The sequence below is a fragment of the Candidatus Fukatsuia endosymbiont of Tuberolachnus salignus genome, assembly GCF_964030845.1.
Taxonomy (GTDB): Bacteria; Pseudomonadota; Gammaproteobacteria; order Enterobacterales; family Enterobacteriaceae; genus Fukatsuia; species Fukatsuia symbiotica.
Window position 1 is genome coordinate 53,779 of record NZ_OZ034983.1, and the last position, 19,621, is coordinate 73,399.

Annotated in this window: 18 protein-coding genes and 1 pseudogene; 4 read left to right on the forward strand and 15 right to left on the reverse strand. The window is 38.0% G+C overall.

Features of this window, described 5'->3' with window-relative positions; genetic code table 11:
- Positions 1–83: 83 nt before the first annotated feature.
- The 14 genes and pseudogenes from AAHH42_RS00280 to AAHH42_RS00340 form a co-directional block, all read right to left on the reverse strand.
- Entirely contained in the window at positions 84–545 is a 462-nt protein-coding gene (locus AAHH42_RS00280; protein WP_072550599.1) for a pilus assembly FimT family protein, read from the reverse strand.
- A gap of 2 nt (positions 546–547) precedes the next feature.
- On the reverse strand, positions 548–997 hold the full coding sequence (gspG, locus tag AAHH42_RS00285; RefSeq protein WP_425286302.1) for a type II secretion system major pseudopilin GspG: 450 nt from the start codon (positions 995–997) through the stop codon (positions 548–550).
- A 169-nt stretch (positions 998–1,166) separates the two neighbouring features.
- A complete protein-coding gene (locus tag AAHH42_RS00290) occupies positions 1,167–2,087 on the reverse strand; it encodes a type II secretion system F family protein (protein ID WP_342222089.1) in 921 nt (306 codons plus the stop codon).
- Positions 2,081–2,371, reverse strand: coding sequence for a hypothetical protein (locus tag AAHH42_RS00295; RefSeq protein ID WP_083429618.1), 291 nt, complete (start codon positions 2,369–2,371; stop codon positions 2,081–2,083). The genes AAHH42_RS00290 and AAHH42_RS00295 overlap by 7 nt, the downstream gene beginning before the upstream one ends.
- The gene (gene gspE, locus AAHH42_RS00300) at positions 2,358–3,866 is read right to left on the reverse strand and encodes a type II secretion system ATPase GspE (RefSeq protein ID WP_342221463.1); all 1,509 of its coding nucleotides are present in this window, start codon (positions 3,864–3,866) and stop codon (positions 2,358–2,360) included. The genes AAHH42_RS00295 and gspE overlap by 14 nt, the downstream gene beginning before the upstream one ends.
- A 115-nt stretch (positions 3,867–3,981) precedes the next feature.
- Positions 3,982–4,670: pseudogene (locus AAHH42_RS14665) on the reverse strand (hypothetical protein).
- Positions 4,671–4,708: 38 nt separating this feature from the next.
- The gene (locus AAHH42_RS14670) at positions 4,709–5,674 is read right to left on the reverse strand and encodes a secretin N-terminal domain-containing protein (protein WP_425286303.1); all 966 of its coding nucleotides are present in this window, start codon (positions 5,672–5,674) and stop codon (positions 4,709–4,711) included.
- Positions 5,675–5,731: 57 nt separating this feature from the next.
- Positions 5,732–6,271 carry a type II secretion system protein N gene (locus tag AAHH42_RS00310; protein ID WP_342221464.1) on the reverse strand — a complete coding sequence of 180 codons (540 nt, stop codon included), beginning with the start codon at positions 6,269–6,271 and terminating at the stop codon, positions 5,732–5,734.
- Positions 6,272–6,323: 52 nt separating this feature from the next.
- Positions 6,324–6,767, reverse strand: coding sequence for a helix-turn-helix domain-containing protein (locus tag AAHH42_RS00315; protein WP_342221465.1), 444 nt, complete (start codon positions 6,765–6,767; stop codon positions 6,324–6,326).
- Positions 6,768–7,642: 875 nt separating this feature from the next.
- Positions 7,643–8,500: an RNA polymerase sigma factor RpoH gene (gene rpoH, locus AAHH42_RS00320; RefSeq protein ID WP_342221466.1), complete on the reverse strand. Its 858-nt coding sequence runs from the start codon at positions 8,498–8,500 to the stop codon at positions 7,643–7,645.
- Between the two features lie 341 nt (positions 8,501–8,841).
- Complete coding sequence (locus AAHH42_RS00325) at positions 8,842–10,023, reverse strand: IS91 family transposase (RefSeq protein WP_342221419.1); 1,182 nt, start codon at positions 10,021–10,023, stop codon at positions 8,842–8,844.
- Between the two features lie 15 nt (positions 10,024–10,038).
- The gene (locus AAHH42_RS00330) at positions 10,039–10,287 is read right to left on the reverse strand and encodes a hypothetical protein (protein ID WP_342220947.1); all 249 of its coding nucleotides are present in this window, start codon (positions 10,285–10,287) and stop codon (positions 10,039–10,041) included.
- 81 nt (positions 10,288–10,368) lie between these two features.
- Positions 10,369–11,340: a hypothetical protein gene (locus AAHH42_RS00335; protein ID WP_342221467.1), complete on the reverse strand. Its 972-nt coding sequence runs from the start codon at positions 11,338–11,340 to the stop codon at positions 10,369–10,371.
- Positions 11,341–11,590: 250 nt separating this feature from the next.
- Positions 11,591–12,202, reverse strand: a complete 612-nt coding sequence (locus AAHH42_RS00340; RefSeq protein WP_072550591.1) for a hypothetical protein — start codon at positions 12,200–12,202, stop codon at positions 11,591–11,593.
- Positions 12,203–12,545: 343 nt separating this feature from the next.
- Between AAHH42_RS00340 and leuS the strand changes: the two genes are divergently transcribed.
- From leuS to nadD, 4 genes are read left to right on the forward strand one after another with little or no spacing between them, the layout of a single operon-like run.
- Positions 12,546–15,128: a leucine--tRNA ligase gene (gene leuS, locus AAHH42_RS00345; protein ID WP_072550590.1), complete on the forward strand. Its 2,583-nt coding sequence runs from the start codon at positions 12,546–12,548 to the stop codon at positions 15,126–15,128.
- 10 nt (positions 15,129–15,138) lie between these two features.
- Positions 15,139–15,753 (forward strand): LPS assembly lipoprotein LptE, encoded by a 615-nt coding sequence (gene lptE, locus AAHH42_RS00350; RefSeq protein ID WP_425286304.1) that lies wholly within the window; start codon positions 15,139–15,141, stop codon positions 15,751–15,753.
- Positions 15,750–16,784 (forward strand): DNA polymerase III subunit delta, encoded by a 1,035-nt coding sequence (holA, locus tag AAHH42_RS00355; protein WP_072550588.1) that lies wholly within the window; start codon positions 15,750–15,752, stop codon positions 16,782–16,784. Before lptE ends, holA begins: the two co-directional genes overlap by 4 nt.
- The gene (gene nadD / locus AAHH42_RS00360; RefSeq protein ID WP_072550587.1) at positions 16,774–17,448 is read left to right on the forward strand and encodes a nicotinate-nucleotide adenylyltransferase; all 675 of its coding nucleotides are present in this window, start codon (positions 16,774–16,776) and stop codon (positions 17,446–17,448) included. Before holA ends, nadD begins: the two co-directional genes overlap by 11 nt.
- A 703-nt stretch (positions 17,449–18,151) precedes the next feature.
- Here nadD and pssA read toward each other — a convergent pair.
- Complete coding sequence (pssA, locus tag AAHH42_RS00365; RefSeq protein ID WP_342222091.1) at positions 18,152–19,507, reverse strand: CDP-diacylglycerol--serine O-phosphatidyltransferase; 1,356 nt, start codon at positions 19,505–19,507, stop codon at positions 18,152–18,154.
- Positions 19,508–19,621: the final 114 nt, after the last annotated feature.

Below are 19,621 nucleotides of genomic sequence, written 5' to 3' on the forward strand. Positions count from 1 at the left end.
TAATTATCCATTCTACATGGAAAGAATTTTATTATTATCATAATTTATTGTTATTGTAGTATTTGTATCTTCATCGATCAGTTCTATAGTAAATATATTATTTTCGCCTCCAGGAAAAAAATAATTATCGGATTAACATTGGTATCCATATGAGTACTTACTTTTATTTTTTTATTATCAATGTACAGTTGCATACGTATATTATTCGGTAATATTTTGTGTAATGGATATTGTTTTTGATACGTCTGGATCCAGAAATTTTCTGGCCAAATTACACTTTTTTGTACTATTTTTTTATTTTTGCAGTCAGAGTTGCAAAGCGTTAACAATTTCCATTCATGCTGGGATAACTGTAAAGAAAAAATATGTCTTTCTAACTCACTTCGTTGTATGACAAACTGTAAAGCAGATACTAGACGCTGGCTTTCCAAGACGACATTATTTGTTTGGTTCGGCATCGTCATTAAAGCGAAATAAGTTAGTCCCACGAGTAATGTTATCACGAGTATTATTTCCAGCAATGTAAAACCTTGCTGTTTCTGCATGATTAATTTTCCTCTCGTTCACCTGTTGTGACGATCCAATTACCAATATCATCACTGGTATCTATTATTCTATCGGGGCCTGATGAGAAAACATCAATAAGATTATGCTTTCCTGGATTTCTAATTTGATAATTTTCCCCCCAAGAATCACGAGGTAAACGGCGAATATAACCGTCCTGGCGATAATTTTTAGGAAACGGTGGCACTTTCGGTTTTAATACCAGTGCAGTTAATCCCTGATCATTGGATGGGAAATATTGATTATCTAGTTTATACATGTCTAAGGCGTTTTCAAAAATGGTAATATCACTTCTCGCCTTTTGATAATCTGCTGTTATTTTATTACTCATCAAATTAGGTATAGTTAAACCCGCTAATAAACCCAATATTACCATGACAACCATTATTTCTAATAAAGTAAATCCTGTTTCTTTTTGATGGGGTATATACATAATATTTTTCCTATAAATCGATCGCTTGTGAAATCTATTCTGTGAACTGGATTTTTCGTTGTTTTAAAAATGCTCATTTATTAGTATGTATATTTAATAAGGAAATCTTAGGATATTTTGACTTTATGTCACTCTTTGAAATTTCGCAAGAGATCTAATGGATAAAAAATTAAGCCATTAACGTATTAAGATCCATGATAGGCTGTAAGATAGATAAAATAATAAATAATATCAATGCTGCCATAATAATTATTAATAAAGGTTCGAACAATGTCATAATTATTTCTATTTGATGAGAAAACTCTTTCTCTTGTATCTTAGCCACTCGTTCTAACATATTATTTATTTGACCACTACTTTCACCTGATGAAATCATATGTATGACTATAGGTGAAAATAGTTGACTTTTTTTTAATACTGCTGAAAGACTATTACCTTCGCGAATTAATTCTGTAGATTTTGATAACTGTCTACTTGCATAAATATTAGATGATACTGAGGCGCTAATAGACATCGCTGTTAGCAATGGGACACCATTACTATTAAGTATGGAGAGTGTTCTAGTATAACGTGCTGTATTTAATTTTATGCTCAGCTTTCCTAATAAGGGCAAGCGTAAATAATAACGATGCCATTGTATTTTCCATGATGGACGTTGTAATAATTTTTGTAACAATAAAATATTGCTAATAACGATCAAAATAAAAATGAAGCCATAATCGTGTATTTTATTATTTATCGTGATTAGAACACGGGTTGCTAGCGGCAGAGTTTTTTTCATATAGACAAATTGTTCGATAACTTGCGGCATGACGAAAGTAAGTAAAATAGCAATAATAGCAATGGAAACCGTAATAAGTAGACAAGGGTAGATCAATGCATGTGTTATTTTATTTTTTATCTTTTGTGATTGTTCAATATGATCAGATAAACGGTTAAGTACACTTCCTAAGTGACCTGATTTTTCTCCAGCTAAAACCATTGCCTGGTAAGTTGGATTAAACGTTTGCGGATATGATGCGATTGCATGGGAAAAAGAATATCCTGCAATGATCTTATTTCTTATTTTGTCTAGCAGTACAATCAGTATTTTTTTTCACTTTGTTTTGATATTGTTCGTAATGCTTCTTCAATAGGTATAGAAGCGGTGATGAGTACCGCTAATTGTCGAGTGATAAACGCTAAATCAGTATAGTTTATCTGACGTATAAATAGGGTGGGATATAAGAAACGGCTATTATTTTTTTTAATACTTAATAATAACATGCCTTGTTTACGTAACAGGTGGCGAGCTTGTCTGGCTGTCTCAGCTTCTATACTTCCCTTGTATTTATTACCAGATTTGTCAGTTGCATAATATTTAAAGATATTCATTGATGTCTTCCTTGATGATCCTGAGTACTTCTTCAATACTGGTGATACCAGCAATAATTTTTTCTAACGCGTCATACTGAATGCTGAGAGTTTTATTCTTAACTAATTTTTTTAATTCAACTTCTCCTCTTCCATGATAAATGGCTTCCCGTACTTCATCATCTATTATAGATAATTCATGAATTCCAATTCTGCCTTGATAACCACTAAAATTACACTTTTGGCAGCCTACTGCTTGATAGCCAGAAAATGAAATACCATGATAATTAACACCCAGTGATTTAATATTCTCTGGTATTAATATATGCTGCTTTCGACAAAATAAACAGAGTGTCCGTACTAGCCGTTGTGACATAATAGCCAGTAATGAACTTGATAGCATAAAAGGTTCGATCCCCATATCATGCAAGCGAGTGATAGCACCAACAGTGCTATTGGTATGTAAAGTAGATAACACTAAATGCCCGGTTAAAGATGCTTGTACCGCTATTTTTGCTGTTTCTACATCACGGATTTCGCCAATTAATACCACATCAGGATCCTGTCGTAGTATCGCTCGTAATCCTCTCGCGAAGGTCATATCAACTTTTGGATTAACTTGAGTTTGAGATATGCCATTTAAATCGAATTCTATAGGATCTTCTATGGTCATTATGTTGTGGGTTGTTGAATCAATTTCCTTTAGAGCTGCATATAAAGTAGTACTTTTACCGGAACCAGTAGGGCCAGTAATTAAAATGATACCATGAGGCCGCTGTACTAATTTAATCATCAGATCATAATTTTTTGCTGTTAGCCCTAAATATTTTAAGTCTAATTTAATATTATTTTTATCAAGTAACCGCATTACAACCCTTTCACCGTGATTGGAAGGTAATGTAGAAATACGTACGTCTAGTGTTCTACCAGCAATATGTAATGCGATACGACCATCCTGAGGTAAACGTTTTTCAGCGATATCTAATTGAGCCATGACTTTGATACGAGAAACCAATAAAGAGGCTAATTGAGACACTGGTTCAATAATTTTTTTTAATACACCATCAATTCGAAAACGGATAATTAGATTATTTTGAAAGGGTTCTATATGAATATCTGAGGCTTTTGCTTGAATGGCTTCTGTAAGCATCGCATTGATTAATTTAATAATAGGGGCTTCATCTGAAGTATCTAATAAATCATCATTTTTGGGTAATTTTTCAGCCAATGTATAAAAATTTAGCTCATTACCCATATCTTCCATAATTTGTCGTGCTTGCATAGAGTCTTGTTGATAGACGCGTAGTAAGCAAGTTTCGAATTCTTTATCGCTTATCAGACTGAATTCTGTGGGTTCAATCGCTAACCGACGGCCTTCTAAATAAGCATCGATCATTACTGAAGAACGGCAGAGTAGTTTGCATCCCGATTTTGTAGGTATAATTATTATGCCATTATCCTTAGCCCAGCTGAATGCTAGTGGTGGCGGAATGGGGTTTATCTCTGCGGTGTTCATTCTATCTCCTTAGAGTCTGTAAAAAGTCTATTGAATTGTGCAAATTTCTATTTAAATTTTAATAAAAATTATTGCACTTGGTTCAATATTAATTTTACTCCCTATGGTTATGTCGTTACTCTACTCTACCGTTTTCATTCAGTGTATAAAAATCCTGGATATCATGCAGAATATTAAAAATAATATTATCTTTTATTTTTCTATTGATGTTTTTATTTATTTCATTAAGGTAAGTAACGCTATCTATTTTAGTAGTAAATTTGTTAATTTTATGATCGGTTGTATCAGTATGATCTATTGGTTCACGAATAATAGTTGGTTTAATAAATAGAATAAGATTCCGTTTTTCAATTTTATTTTTATTACTTCTAAATAAAAAACCAATAATGGGTATATCACCTAAAACAGGAATTTTATTAACTATATTTGATTTTTTTTATCCAGCAAACCACCGACAACGACGGTTTCACCACTCTTAACTAATACTGCGTTATTGACTATCCGTTTATTAAAAATTGAGCCTAATTCATTATTGTGATTCACTGAGTTTTCTGCAATACTGGATACTTCTTGCTGAATTTCTAGTAAAACAGAATCATCTTGATTAATTTGTGGTTTAACTTTTAGCATAATGCCGACGGATTGACGTGAAATAGAATTATAAACTTTATCTGTAGATGTGGTTTGGGTTGAGGTTAATACCGGCACTTCCTGACCGACATTAAATTCAGCTACCATATTATCCAAAGTGACAATACTTGGAGTGGCTAAAATATCATTTTTTGAATTAGTTGACAATGCCATAAATAAACTATTCCAGTTACCACGATAAAAACCAGTAGTTAATCCGTTAACACCATGGAGTGTTTATGTGAAGCTGTTTTTATAAAATTTACACCACCACCCGAGGTGTTTGACCATCTAATACCTAAATTAAGACCCGTATTATCATGAGATTCGACAATAATGGCCTCAACTAAAACTTGGGCACGTCTTATATCCAATTTTTCGATAACCTGTTCTAAATCATGCATGACATCAGGAGGCGAAGTAATGATCAAAGCATTTGTCTGTGTATCTGCTTTTAGCATGATTTTCTCTTCAGGTAAAATAATCTTGGTATTTTTCATGCTTTTTTTGATATTTGAATTCATACCATTTAACACATTGAGTAATTGATCCGCTTTGGCATATTTTAAATAAATCACTTTCGTTTTACCGCTAGTCACTCGTTTTTTATCTAAATATTTGATCATTAGCGATACTTTTTTGCGTGAATTTATATCACCACTGATTAGGATAGAGTTTGTCCTTTCATCGGCAATGATTTTGAACGTCATTGGTATCGTTGGTTTGTTATTACTTGTTGGTGCTAGTAGTTCATTAATAATCCGTATTACCTCGGTAGCCGATGCATAAACTAATTTATGCACCTCTAGTACTGAATTAGAAGCTTGATAAAGATTAACGGGTATGATCTTCAATATATTGTTAGGCATTTCTGATACGGTATAACCATGTACATCAAGTACATGAAGAAAAAATTGATAGTATTTTTTCTTATCTAAATTTTCATAGCTACGTACAGAGATTAAACCTTTAACTTTAGGATCCATGATTATCGTTTTATTTATATTTTTACTGACTGTATTTATGAATTCTTTGATGTCAGTATCTTTAAATTTTACTGAAAATTCTTCAGATAATAGATTATTAGAATGGAACAAAAAAATTAATAAAACTAATATATTCTGACCAAAATAGTTTTTTATTAATTTGTCTTTGGTTGTTATAATTTTTTTTATCATTATAAAGTCCATAGACCATTTACTGTACTGGATACAATAAACTTCTCTTATTAAATATTAATCTAATACCATAAAAAAATATCCAATATCATTTTTTATTATTATCCTATCGTTAAATATTCTCACTATTATCGCTTTATCTTTTTTTATCTCGTCTCGGATAAAATAGCTGGACTGTTCGTTGTCTCTCTCAATGATGGATATAGAATTTAAAGGATTAGTGCTTTTTACAATACCAACTAACTTTGATTCTCCATTGTATTTTTTTGCATTATAAAGTATTTTTTCATCTGTAATTTCTTCTATTTCTGATAAAACTATCTGATGGGTATGGTGAGTAGCTAGCTGGAAGCAACCAAGTTCTTTTATTGCTATTTCCCTAGAAAGAGTGTTATTTAACCTTTTTATATGAGATGTTGTAATATCAAAATGTAATTCAGGTATTTCATTTTTATAATGATAGTTAATAACATCTTTGAATAAGGTTATAGTATAGTATGTACATAAGCAGATCAGAAGAGTTTCTAGGGCAAACCATATCCTATTTATGGAAAAAAAAGAGGCAATGCGTACTCTTGTTATTAATGAGAAAAGCATTGCCTATCCTATGGTTATTTGAGTTAATATAGATAGCTAAAAAGGAAAATGCTCAGTTATAAGCTAGCGATCTGCTTTGATGATATCCGTTAAAACGGTCGCTACATATGTTATTCAGAGGAGAACGTAATAGGCTAGTGTCTAGCCGTAATCCATACCTATTTATGGTTTTTATAATACCAACTGGGATTTTAAATTCGTTCAATAGTGTCCTGAATTTATGAATGAGTTGATGATAGTTGTTATCTGAGATCCCCTTGTGATTTTCATACCATACTACCTTGATAATATCTTGCTTCCTATTTACATCATTAAAAAGACACATTACCAGTCTTTTTTGTTTTTCATTTATGTTAATGGTCAATCTTTTATTATGAAAATGTATTTTATTCATACAACAGTCTACTGAAACTTCTGAGCCATAATCGATGACACCTTTACCGTTGATATCAATGAATTTGCTCTCGGTGACCACAGATACGGTATCGACATACATAAGCTACTCCCTAATATTCAAAAAAAAATCAATAAGTTAGATTTTTAAAAATAAAAAAACAACATGATCATTAATATATAATGAGTTCAGTAATAATTATTATTTATATTCAAGAGACGAATCAAATGAAATTATATAATTAGATCATATTTTATTACGAAAGATATAATCTACGATATATATGAACATAAAAAAACATCATAAATAGTGATAAAGACAAGAACAAACAACGCAAAACCCAGCCAGTGCACCCTTAGCATCAATGTCAACGAATATACCATCAATCTAGTTAATTTAAACTTATAATAACAACGATAAACATATATAATTATCATTATCAATCGATGTAACTTATATAAATGAAAACAAGCCACCTAGAAATGTAAAATTCAGCCAAATCACGACTTTTTGCAGTAAAAAGCTTACCCTTTCATTTATCACGTAATGGTCTCTAACATATTTAGTTCTAAAGATCATCACAAAGATATATTGATGAGGCCACAATAAAGTAAATATAAGTGAAAATAACACTTTCTATTATTGATAAATACTCTGCTTTGTCAATGATAAAAGATAAATAATGTATATCCTACATATTTAGAGTAAGAACTGAGTCGAGTCAAAATTAGCACCATTGTAGAAAAAAACCACGTCCATCATCTCATGTAAGACGGTTGGAAGAAGCTACATGATTGATGGTATGTAACCTCAAAATTTTTAATAGTCTGTTCGAAATCTACTACGCTCGTTAATGGATAGGAGAAGATGCATGGACGCGAAGGAGGATGATGCATTCGAATACACTAAAACTATCAGTATTGGATAATTTAGTTGGTTTTCATGCAAAAATTTTAATAAAGACTAAAAACCACCAATCAGGCTTCTATTGCTCCCCGTAATTTTTTCATGGCATTTTTTTCTAACTGCCGGACACGTTCAGCAGAAATATCATATTGATCGGCGAGTTCTTGTAACGTAGATTTGTTACCATTATTCAACCAACGGGCACGGATAATATGCTGGCTACGTTCGTCCAACTTTTCTAACGCATACGACAATTTGTCTGCTGCGTGGCTTTCCCAATTGCCTTCTTCAATGCCGTCAGCGAAATCGGATTTTTTATCCTGTAAATACAAAACTGGAGCAATAAGTTGGCCATCATTCGTTTCATCATCTGGTGAAAAATCGAACGTCATATCTTGAGCGGACATACGTGATTCCATTTCTCGGACGTCTTTATTGGTCACACCCAATTCTTTGGCAACCATATCTACTTCATCCTGATTAAACCAACCTAAGCGCTGCTTAGATTTTCGCAGATTGAAGAATAATTTACGTTGAGCTTTGGTTGTCGCAACCTTAACAATTCGCCAATTACGCAGAACATATTCATGAATTTCTGCTTTGATCCAATGTACTGCAAAAGATACTAAGCGTACTCCCACTTCAGGATTAAAACGGCGGACTGCGTTCATCAAGCCAATATTGCCCTCTTGAATCAGATCCGCTTGCGGCAAACCATACCCCGAATAGTTGCGAGCAACATGGGCGACAAAACGTAAGTGAGATAGGACAAGTTGTTTGGCCGCATCCGAATCACCTTGATAATACAGGCGTCCAGCTAACTCTCGTTCTTCCTCTGCTGTTAACATCGGATAGACGTTAGCAGCCCTAATATAAGCCTCTAGACTCCCTTGAGGCATCAAAGCTAAAGTTTGCATTTCTTTGCTCATTTGGATCCTCTCAACAAGCAGCACGCGCAGATTTGTGTATATCACTACTACTACCACGGCCATTCTAGCATGCTTGAATCCAAATTCAAGAGTTGATCCACCCATTAGAATTTAGCCTGGATATCTATTTAATATTATCTAAATGTCGGTCGAGTTCATAGATAGGAATTTTAATAATTTGGTTTTATTGTCAAAAACAGAATTGGATCAAAAAATAAACGATATTATTTTCAAACTTTAGGGTTATTCTCCTTAACGTAGAGAGTCCCGGGTGATAATAGGGTCATTTTCGTTTAAAAAACCAGCATTTTCGAACGCGAGGCGCCCCTTCCCTGCAGAGGCTAAATCCCCTTCATTTTTGCCAGAGATTCATGGTGAAGCATTAACTGATGCCACGGCAAGCCTGATGTGATACCGCTTAGCACCAAACGAGAGCCACACAGGATGCACTCATGAGGGTCAATACGACTTAGGCGTTTTAACATTGCCGCATAAGTGATGTTGACGGTTTTTTCTTTTTCCTGCCCCAACAAAGCATCTATAATCGGCAGCAGTGTAGTCCGACGGCGGGGCGCTAAAAAACCATAATAGCGGACCATCCTAAAATGTTTATCCGGAATGTGGCTAATAAAACGCTGAATAAACTCGTCCATACTGAGGTTAAGTTTTTCTTGCTCTCGGGTTTTATGACTGAGGTAGCGATAGGTCACTTCCTGGCCGTTATAATGTTCCAGCCGGGATAACGACACCGGAGGCTTTTTTAAATAACGGCCTAAATAATTGAGCGTTTGCTGGGCATTGTCTGTCGGCTTTGCCAGGTCGATATTCCAATGCCGTTGGTAATGGAAATCCAGAAACTGCTCCCGTTGACCCAGCCTCGTGAGGGTTTGTGATAACTCCGGTGGTAATTGCAAGGTATCCCACTGTTGACGAAGTAGTGTGATAATCTGATAACGCCACTGTTTCATCAACGTTTTTCCGCTAAACGTGATTTTTTTCCATTTTTCGGCATTGTCATCGAGTCCGCCACAGGTCACCGAAAGATGCACATGAGGATGCCAATTCAGCGCTCGCCCATGCGTATGCAACGCCGTGAATAGGCCAGGCAATAGGTTTTTTGGCTGGCAAAAATCTAAAATAACCTTGGCAGCGAGACGACTGAGATGCGTTAACAGCGCACGATTTAGCTCAAACAACGGCCAGAACTCACGGGGAAAAGTGAACGTAATGTGTTGCCATTTTGTGATGGGAAGCACCGTGCGCTGTTTGGCCACCCACCGCTCTGTGGCTTTCTTACCACAGGAAGGGCATGAACGGCTGTGGCAGGTAAAGCAAATCCGTTTGGTGTGCGTACAGCCTGCCTTTTGACAGCGCCAGCTGGCAAACCCCAGCGCCGATGTTCCGCAGGAAAACAGTTTAATCAGATTATCGACCACCACCGGCCGTATTTTATCCGCATGAGCACAATAGTAATTCCACCACGCATGACCGACCTGAAAAGGATGACGCAGTTTACGGTTCATCTTTCAGCTCAAGCATCACGGGTGTTCTAGATCAAACGACCGACACTCCGGGCAAAAATAGACCGCATTCATTGCAGACTCTGCGGGAAAGCGAGCCCAGAATATTTCCCAAAACGTCTCTGTAATGAAAAGATTATCTCCGCCAGTAAAGGCCTGATGCGTTTTCTGATAAGGCATGGCTAAGGCTTTAGCAACCTCTTTCAAGGTCTGCTTCACCATTTTGGTATGCGCTGTTTGATGTGAGTGACAGATATTTTTAGGCATAACACCTTAGCTGAACGAGTAACGGGACCGGCTAATAGATAACACCGTTTCTTAAAAAAAATCAAGAGATAACAGACTACTTCACGTCGCCGACCTTAGGAGGCAGCCTTGATAACAGGATTTACTATGACCAATTAATTGACGACTGGCGTACTTGGGCAGGCTAGAATTTTTCAGTACGCCATTTTCATCAAAGTCGTCACCATTACTTCCAACGATCCGATCGTCAGCGTATTCAGATTTTTTGTCATAAATTAACCATCCCTTGGCATTGTAGTGTAATTCTACGGCGTCTATAACCTGATTATCTATGTTATATTTAAAAATGTTGAGAATGATACAACCATCCGCAGCGTACCTGGACTTGTATTTACTAATAACTTTATTATCTTCGTTATACTCAACTTCTAATCTTTCAATTAATTTTCCCTGGTTATTGTATGTACTCGTGCTTTTACTGAGTAATTGACCTTGTTGGTTAACCTTCCTAAGGTTTTTACTCATTATTTTTCCTGCATGGTATTTAACTGTTGAGGTTTCAGTTAACTGACCATTAACGTAATGATTGGTATCCTCACTGATCAACTGGTTATCAATACTATAGCTAAACGTAGTATTACTTCTGTGAATAACTTTTTTGCCTGCGTTGTACATTCCAACAGGATATTCAAATTTTTTTCGGAAACTCATTTGACCGTGGGTATTTTTATTGTAATAAAATTCGTTTTTACTGATAAGTTGACTATCCGCATTGTATTTCAGCTCCTGGCCGTAAGTAAGTAGCCCCTTGGGATCGTATTCAAACGTTGCTTCATCATGACCAACCAACTGCTCCTCGGCATCATGCTGATATTTAAGCTGACGGATTAATTTATCATTGTGGTATTCACATTTTATTTTATTGCGAATGGTCAACTGATTATCTGCATTATATTCATGTTCGACCCAACTGTTACCGATTAATCTGTCATGTTCGTCATGTTCCTCGCTAACGTTACTTGTAACAATTGACGCAGCTTTAACATAATCGGTTGGGGCTAAGAATATATTCATCTATTACACTCCATTGTTTAACAGACTTCTTGCAAAACCTACTACGTGCTGCACATTCTGCGTTACCTGGTGCTCTCAATTCTCGTGTACTCGTATGTACACTGCGGTTGCTACGCGCCAGGCGCTTTGACTTCGCAGCACTCGCTACGGTTTTGCAAGAAGTCTAATATTTTGTTCTACAAGATCAAATAAAATACGCTGCATGGTTTTTATTCCGTGCATCGGTTTCTGCGAAATCTTACGCAGGTGGCTACCAAAGCACAACAGGGAATACTGAAACGAGTACAGCAAAAAGATCCGCAGGATTATATCGCTCATTAGCAACGATTTTTATATTTGGTGTTTTTAATCCACCTTCAGTTCTGAAAGCATTGATCGCATTGATTGATAGATGGTAGCTTTGCTGGTCATAGCTAGGAAAGTTACTGCCGTTACCAAATTCGACCACACTGCTATAACCCGTGGGTCGGTGGTCAACGTCATAACCGACCTCAGTTTTGCGCATTAACCTACCCTGTTGATAGCGGTATTCGCTTTTATTACGACTATGGAACTGATTAGCGGCGTTGTAATGGGTGCTATCTTCGCTGAGAAGTTGACCACGATGATTGTAGCGAAAATCATTGTAAGAGGTTAAAACACTTTTATTATCGTAATTATATTTAAATTGACGAATTAATTTATTATTTTGGTATTCGCATTTTACTCTGCTACGACTAAGTAACCGACTATCCAAATTATATTTATCTTCTATCCACGTGCTATTAACTAACCGACCACGATTATCATGTACTTCATTGAAATGACTTTTAACTACTGAATAAACCTGAGTATTATTGTTTTGGTCTAAATTAACGTCCATGCGTAATGCTCCATCGTTTAATTAAATTAGAACACAAGCCCAAAGTTAAATCAAAAAAACCTCAGCCATCGATAATGGCTGTGACGATTAAAAATAACACAAAAAAAGAATAATTAACATGGAAGAACGCGATAAAATTCTGTCAGTCTTACCTGACTATTCCTATTGAATAAAGTAGAAAGCCTAGTATTAATGTATAATGGTATATAGTGGAGAATTATTAAAATTATTTATGAATTGATTGTTGGCCGTTGTTTCCGCTGTTGTTGCTCCTACTGTTTATCGGCTATGCTATGCGGATTTATGATACCTAACTGTTTTTATTATAGGATTAGCCGCCGCCATGCAAGAGCAATATTGTCCAAAAGACATCGAATCGTACGTACAGCATTATTGGCAACAGCAGCAGACTTTTAAAGTGACTGAAGACAGTGGCAAAGAAAAATATTATTGCCTTTCAATGTTTTCCTATCCTTCAGGCCGTCTGCATATGGGACATGTGCGTAATTACACTATCGGCGATGTTATCTCCCGTTACCAACGTATGCTCGGTAAAAATGTGTTGCAACCTATGGGTTGGGATGCGTTTGGCTTGCCAGCGGAAGGTGCAGCGGTAAAAAATAAGACTGCTCCCGCTCCCTGGACTTACGAAAATATTGAACATATGAAGAGTCAGTTGAAATTATTGGGTTTCGGTTATGATTGGGATCGCGAAATCACCACTTGTAAACCAGATTATTATCGTTGGGAACAATGGTTTTTCACTCAATTGTATCAAGAAGGAATGGTCTACAAAAAAAACGCTGCCGTTAATTGGTGTCCACATGATTTAACCGTATTGGCTAATGAGCAAGTAGTCGATGGCTGTTGCTGGCGTTGTGATAGCAAAGTGGAACGCAAAGAGATCCCACAATGGTTTATTAAGATTACCGATTATGCTGATCAGCTGCTCGATGATCTGGATAAACTAGAAAGTTGGCCAGAGCAAGTAAAAACTATGCAACGCAACTGGATCGGTCGTTCTACCGGGGTAGAAATTAGTTTTGATGTTGTTGGCAGTGAAGAAAAATTAACTGTCTATACCACAAGACCAGATACTTTTATGGGTGTGACCTACGTGGCAGTGGCGGTGGGTCATCCTCTGTCTTTACAGGTTGCAGCAACAGACCCTTCCTTGGCCGAATTTGTCGATCAGTGTCGTAATACCAAAGTTGCTGAAGCTGAAATGGCAACGATGGAAAAGAAAGGTATGGCGACTGGCTTGTTTGCTATTCATCCTTTGAACGGTGAAAAAGTGGCTATTTGGGTGGCAAATTTTGTGTTGATGGATTACGGTACTGGCGCGGTGATGGCTGTGCCAGGCCATGACCAGCGAGACTGGGAGTTCGCCACCAAATATGGTTTGCCTGTCAAAGCTGTGATCTTGGCAGCGGATGGTTGTCAAGCGGATATAAGCCAGCAGGCGATGACTGAGAAAGGCGTTCTATTTAATTCTAATGAATTTGATGGTCTAAACCATGAGGATGGCTGTAACGCTATCACGGACAGATTGGTATCTATCGGTGTCGGTCAGAAGAAAGTTAACTACCGCTTACGTGATTGGGGTGTTTCCCGTCAGCGCTATTGGGGTGCGCCTATCCCTATGATTACGCTGCAAGACGGTAGTGTGATCCCCGCACCTGCCGATCAATTGCCGGTTATTCTGCCAGAAGATGTGGTAATGGATGGGATTAGTAGTCCAATTAAAGCCGATCCACGGTGGGCTGAAACCAGGGTCAATGGTTTTCTGGGTCTTCGTGAAACGGATACCTTTGATACTTTTATGGAGTCGTCCTGGTATTACGCGCGCTATACTTGCCCACAATATGATCAAGGGATGTTAGATCCTGCTGCTGCTAACTACTGGTTGCCGGTTGATCAATATATCGGTGGTATTGAACATGCCATCATGCATTTGATGTATTTTCGTTTTTTCCACAAATTGATGCGTGATGCCGGTTTTGTCGATTCTGATGAACCCGCAAAACGTTTATTGTGTCAGGGAATGGTATTGGCTGATGCGTTTTATTATCTCGGTGATAACGGTCAACGGGTTTGGGTTTCTCCGACTGATGCCATTGTTGAACGTGATGATAAAGGTCGTATCGTTAAAGCTGTCGATAGTGAGGGCCATCAGCTTGTGTATGCCGGCATGAGTAAGATGTCGAAATCGAAGAATAATGGTATCGACCCACAGATGATGGTTGAAAAATACGGTGCGGATACCGTTCGTCTATTTATGATGTTCGCCGCGCCTGCTGAGATGACCCTGGAATGGCAAGAATCCGGTGTTGAAGGCGCTAGCCGCTTCTTGAAACGTGTTTGGCGACTGGCTTTTTATCATCTTGAAAAGGGTGTGCCTCAACCACTGGTTATCTCTGACTTGAATAGCTCACAAAAATCCTTGCGTCGTGATCTCCATAAAACCATTGACAAAGTCACTGATGATATTGGTCGTCGTCAAGCGTTCAATACCGCTGTTGCGGCAATCATGGAGCTAGTGAATCAGCTAGGCCGTGCATCACAGGATACTGAGCAAGATCGGGCGTTGATGCAAGAAGCATTGCTGGCGGTGGTACGTATGCTTTATCCATTCACACCACATATTTGTTTTAGCTTATGGAAAAAATTAAAGGGCATAGGAGATATCGATAGCGCGCCTTGGCCGATTGCCGAGCAAGAAGCGATGGTTGAAGCTTCCAGATTAGTGATCATACAAGTAAACGGCAAAGTGCGTGGTAAAATCACGGTAGCCGCTGATGCAACTGAACGGCAAGTTTGTCAAGGTGCTACTCAAGAATATTTGGTGGCTAAATATTTAGAGGGGGTTACAGTACGTAATGTGATCTATGTTCCAGGCAAATTGCTGAATTTTGTTGTAGGTTAAAGGAGGCGTTGTGCGCCATCGTATTTTAACATTATTGTTGGGGCTAGTGGGGCTAGTGGGGCTAGTGGGGCTAGTGGGGCTAGTGGTGCTAGTGGTGCTAGTTAGCGCTGGTTGTGGTTTTCATTTACGTGGTGTGATCCAAGTGCCGCCAGAACTACAAACTATGTTACTGGAAAGCAGTGATCCTTATGGTTCATTAACACGTTTTGTACGTCAGCAATTACGCTTGAGCAATATCAATATTGTTGACGACGCTATGCGTAAGGATATACCGACATTACGGATCATGAGTTCTTCTGATAGCCAAAGCACAGTGTCAATTTTTCAAGACGGGACTACTGCCGAAAATCAGTTAGTACTGCGGGTGCAAGCTCAGGTGCTGATACCAGGGCAGGGTATTTATCCGTTACATGTGACTGTGTTCCGTTCCTTCTTTGACAACCCGTTAACGGCGTTAGCCAAAGATGCGGAGAGCGATATCATCCGTCAAGAAATGCGTGAACAAGCCGCTCAACAACTAGTACGGCAACTGCTGATGGTAGATATGAAAAAAATCAAAGAGGACGAGAAAAGTAACGCGATACCCGCCAATAATGCTGTTGCAGCTACTATCTCTGCCAAATGATACGCCTCTATCCAGAACAACTTTCCGTGCAACTGCAACAAGGGTTGCGCGGTTGTTATCTATTCTGCGGTAACGATCCTCTGTTGTTGCAGGAAAGTCAAGATACTATCCGCCACACTGCTCAGCGTCAGGGTTTTACCGAATATTTCAGTATTATCCTGGATGGTCATACCGAATGGGAGAACATTTTCACCCTTTGTCAGGCACGCAGTCTTTTTGCCTGCCGCCAGATTTTGTTGCTTATTTTTCCTGATAGCGGGCTGACAACACTGATGAGCCAACAGCTCATTAGACTGACAGCGTTACTGCACCCTGATATTTTACTGCTACTGCGTGCCAATAAGCTGACTAAAGCTCAGCAAAATAGTGCCTGGTATAAAGCATTAAGTCAGAATGCGGTCTTTGTAAGCTGTCAAACGCCAGATCAAACCCAGTTGCCCCGTTGGATCAACAACCGTGCTCAAAATATGAAGTTGGATATAGATGCGGCGGCGATCCCGTTACTTTGTCACTGCTATGAAGGTAATTTGCTCGCACTTTCACAAATGTTACAAAAGCTGTCGTTACTTTATCCCAATGGTAGACTCACGTTGCTCCATGTCGAACAAATGGTCAATGATGTTGCTCACTTCACACCTTATCATTGGTTAGATGCTCTCTTGACAGGAGTGAGTGGGCGAACCTGGCATATATTGCAGAAATTGCAGCAGGAAGAGGAGCCTCCTGTTATTCTGCTGCGAGTTTTGCAACCTGACCTACTGTTATTATTGACACTAAAACGTAATATGGAGCAGGTTCCATTATGCAACCTGTTCGAACAGCATAAAGTTTGGCAGAATCGTCGTAATATAATGACGGAGGCACTGCAACGCCTTTCGTTATCTCAGATCCAGCAAGCCGTACACTTATTGGCACAAATAGAAATCGAGCTGAAACATGACTACGGTCAATCGATATGGTCGAGGCTGGAAACTTTATCTATGCTGCTGTGCGGTGCAGCGTTACCTGAGAGTTTTCTCGATGTCCACTAAAGCGACGGATCAGCAGCAAGCTATTTCTAGTTTGTATGCTCTATTTGGTGGAACTTTTGACCCCATTCATTATGGTCATTTACGACCCATAGAAGTCTTGGCACAACAGCTAGGGTTACAACAGGTTATCCTGTTACCTAATCATGTTCCGCCTCACCGTCCGCAACCGGAAGCCAACCCGTGGCAACGTTTGAAAATGGTTGAATTGGCGGTAGCTGATAACCCATTGTTTCGTGTAGACGCACGTGAATTACAATCTAGCCGTCCCTCTTACACCATCGATACTCTTGAAATAATACGTCAACAGCAAGGTGCGGAACTGCCGTTAGCATTTATTATTGGACAGGATTCATTGCTATCGTTACATAAATGGCACAGATGGCAATCACTGTTGGATGTTTGCCATCTGTTAGTTTGCACTCGACCAGGTTATAGCAATAGATTAATAAACACTGAACTACAGCGGTGGTTGGGTACCTATCAAATAAATGATGCAAAAAAACTCAACCAACAACCAAAAGGTTATATTTATCTGGCTAACACACCCTTGTTGGATATTTCTGCAACTGATATTCGTCGCCGCTACCATCAAAGGCAACGCTGTGATTACTTGTTGCCACGTGCAGTTCAGCAATATATTGAGTTACAAGACCTATATCGTTAATAAAAGTAAGGCGTTAACCTTGCAGGTTGATTACTTTTATTGCAGTAACGTTCAATCGAGGTATTCTACTTACTATAAAATTGGGGGCGTATAATTTAAAAATTTACTACACCAATTTTTAGCCTCGGCTGTGTTGTTACAGCATAGCGGAAAGACGTTTTTATCTCTTGTCACTTTAGAGCATTTTTCGCATAGATCCCGATCCGCTCCACCCGGTTTACATTCAGGACAATTTTCCATAGAAAACGATGCCGCTAAGTTATTGGCTATTTCTGAGTTGGCGGGGGTGATTGCCTGGATGGAAACTGATAGACATAAAAAAAACCTGCTACTATAAATTGTAAAAACTTCTTCATCAAAAATTCCTTTCTACTAAAAATATATGGGGATCAATCTTGCCAACACATCTTGATAATTTGCTTAAAAAACGAAATAAGTTTTTCATTTTTAAGCTTAGGTAGACATGTTACTGGTATAAGGATAATTATGAAACTCACTGGTGTAAATTATTAAAGCGATATTAAAATGTAAAAGGGGGGATAGAAAAATTATTAATTTATTGTATTATAAAATAAAAATAGTAGATATCTCTGTGTGATCGGCTGCTAATTTACATAATGACAGTTAATAATTATTAAGTGAAAATAAGACCGATATTTTACTCCATGATGACAAAATTTCAGCGATCCGTTGACCTCCGAATTTAGAGGATACGGTTAATAAGGCGGTCAATGTGGATCCTGCGTATGCGACGAATGAGCTTGCGTACCTTAATCGGATATTGTTGTAAACTGTCCAATTCAAGGTAATGTGTCAATACTCGAGTGTGTCTACGGATGGATAATAACTCTTTAGTGCGCTGTTCCTGCATCTGACGTTGAGGATCATGAATAAGAATGGCATTTTCTAAATCCAGATGCCAGGCACGCGGATTTAGATTATTACCGGTGATCAATTGCCATGTATCATCTACCCAGATCCCTTTTAGATGATAGCTATTATCACCATCTTTCCATAGACGAATAATAAGTTGACCGATATCCACATAGCGTTGCAGACGCCTAAAAAAACGCCGTAGATTAATTTCATACAGATAGGGTAAGGTACCGATCATCTTAAAAGGCTGATTTTCTGGGATATAAAAATCATTTGCTGTTTTATCACCAACGATAATTTCAACCTGCTTGCCCTTCCGCAATAAATAGGTGATATTGCGCATCAATAATGTAGGTAGGTTAAAATACGGAGTACAAATAATGAGGTGTTGTTCAGTGTAACACATCAGAGCATGAATCGCATTATTTAGTGGATTTTTTTTGCCTAGCCCCACCAAGGGAGTCACTGCTAATTCTTCATTATTTGCATCATTAGCAAATTGATAACCAACATCACGTAACTTAAGGCGAAACTGTCGGGTTTCACTTTTAATGTCAGAATTTTTCGGGCGATCACGGCGATCCAAACGCTGTACTGCTCCGGTGTTTAAAACCTGTTGTTCAATATAAGCCAGCATAACAGCGGCTAACGCCGGATTTTTAATTAATTGATAACGATCATAACGATATTTATCATGTTGATAGAGATAAACATCATTAATACTGGCTCCGCTGTAAATAACGCTATCGTCAATGATAGAGCCTTTCAGATGTAAGACCCCCAAAGCTTCACGTGTATTAACCGCGACTCCGTAAATAGGAACCGCAGTTCCTGCATTTTTTTCAGCCATCTGGCAATACCAATCTGCATTAGTATTTACCGCCACATCTCCGATACGACCCCGTTGCGCTCGATGCCAATCTACCAATAGACAGATTTTTAATTCGGGTCGTTGTTTTTTTGCTTGATACAAGGCAGCGAGTATACTTTGACCTGCTTCATCCTGTTCAAAATAAAGCGCTATCAGATAAATACGTTGGGTTGCCTGGGCAATGAGTGCTAGCAGTGTGGAGCGGAAGATTTTAGGACAGTACAACGTTTGGATGTCATCAATGGCCTGGGGAAGTTTAGGCAAACAGCAGAGCTGTTGTTGGTGTTTACCACGTTTGAATTTTGACAACATCACAGTGGGTTTCTTCTCTATTATTATTTGAGGGCAAAACTGTTACAGCTAAGAACATGCACTTTAAGGAGCGGGTGATAATATCATTACTTTGGAGATTATACGCAAGTTTTA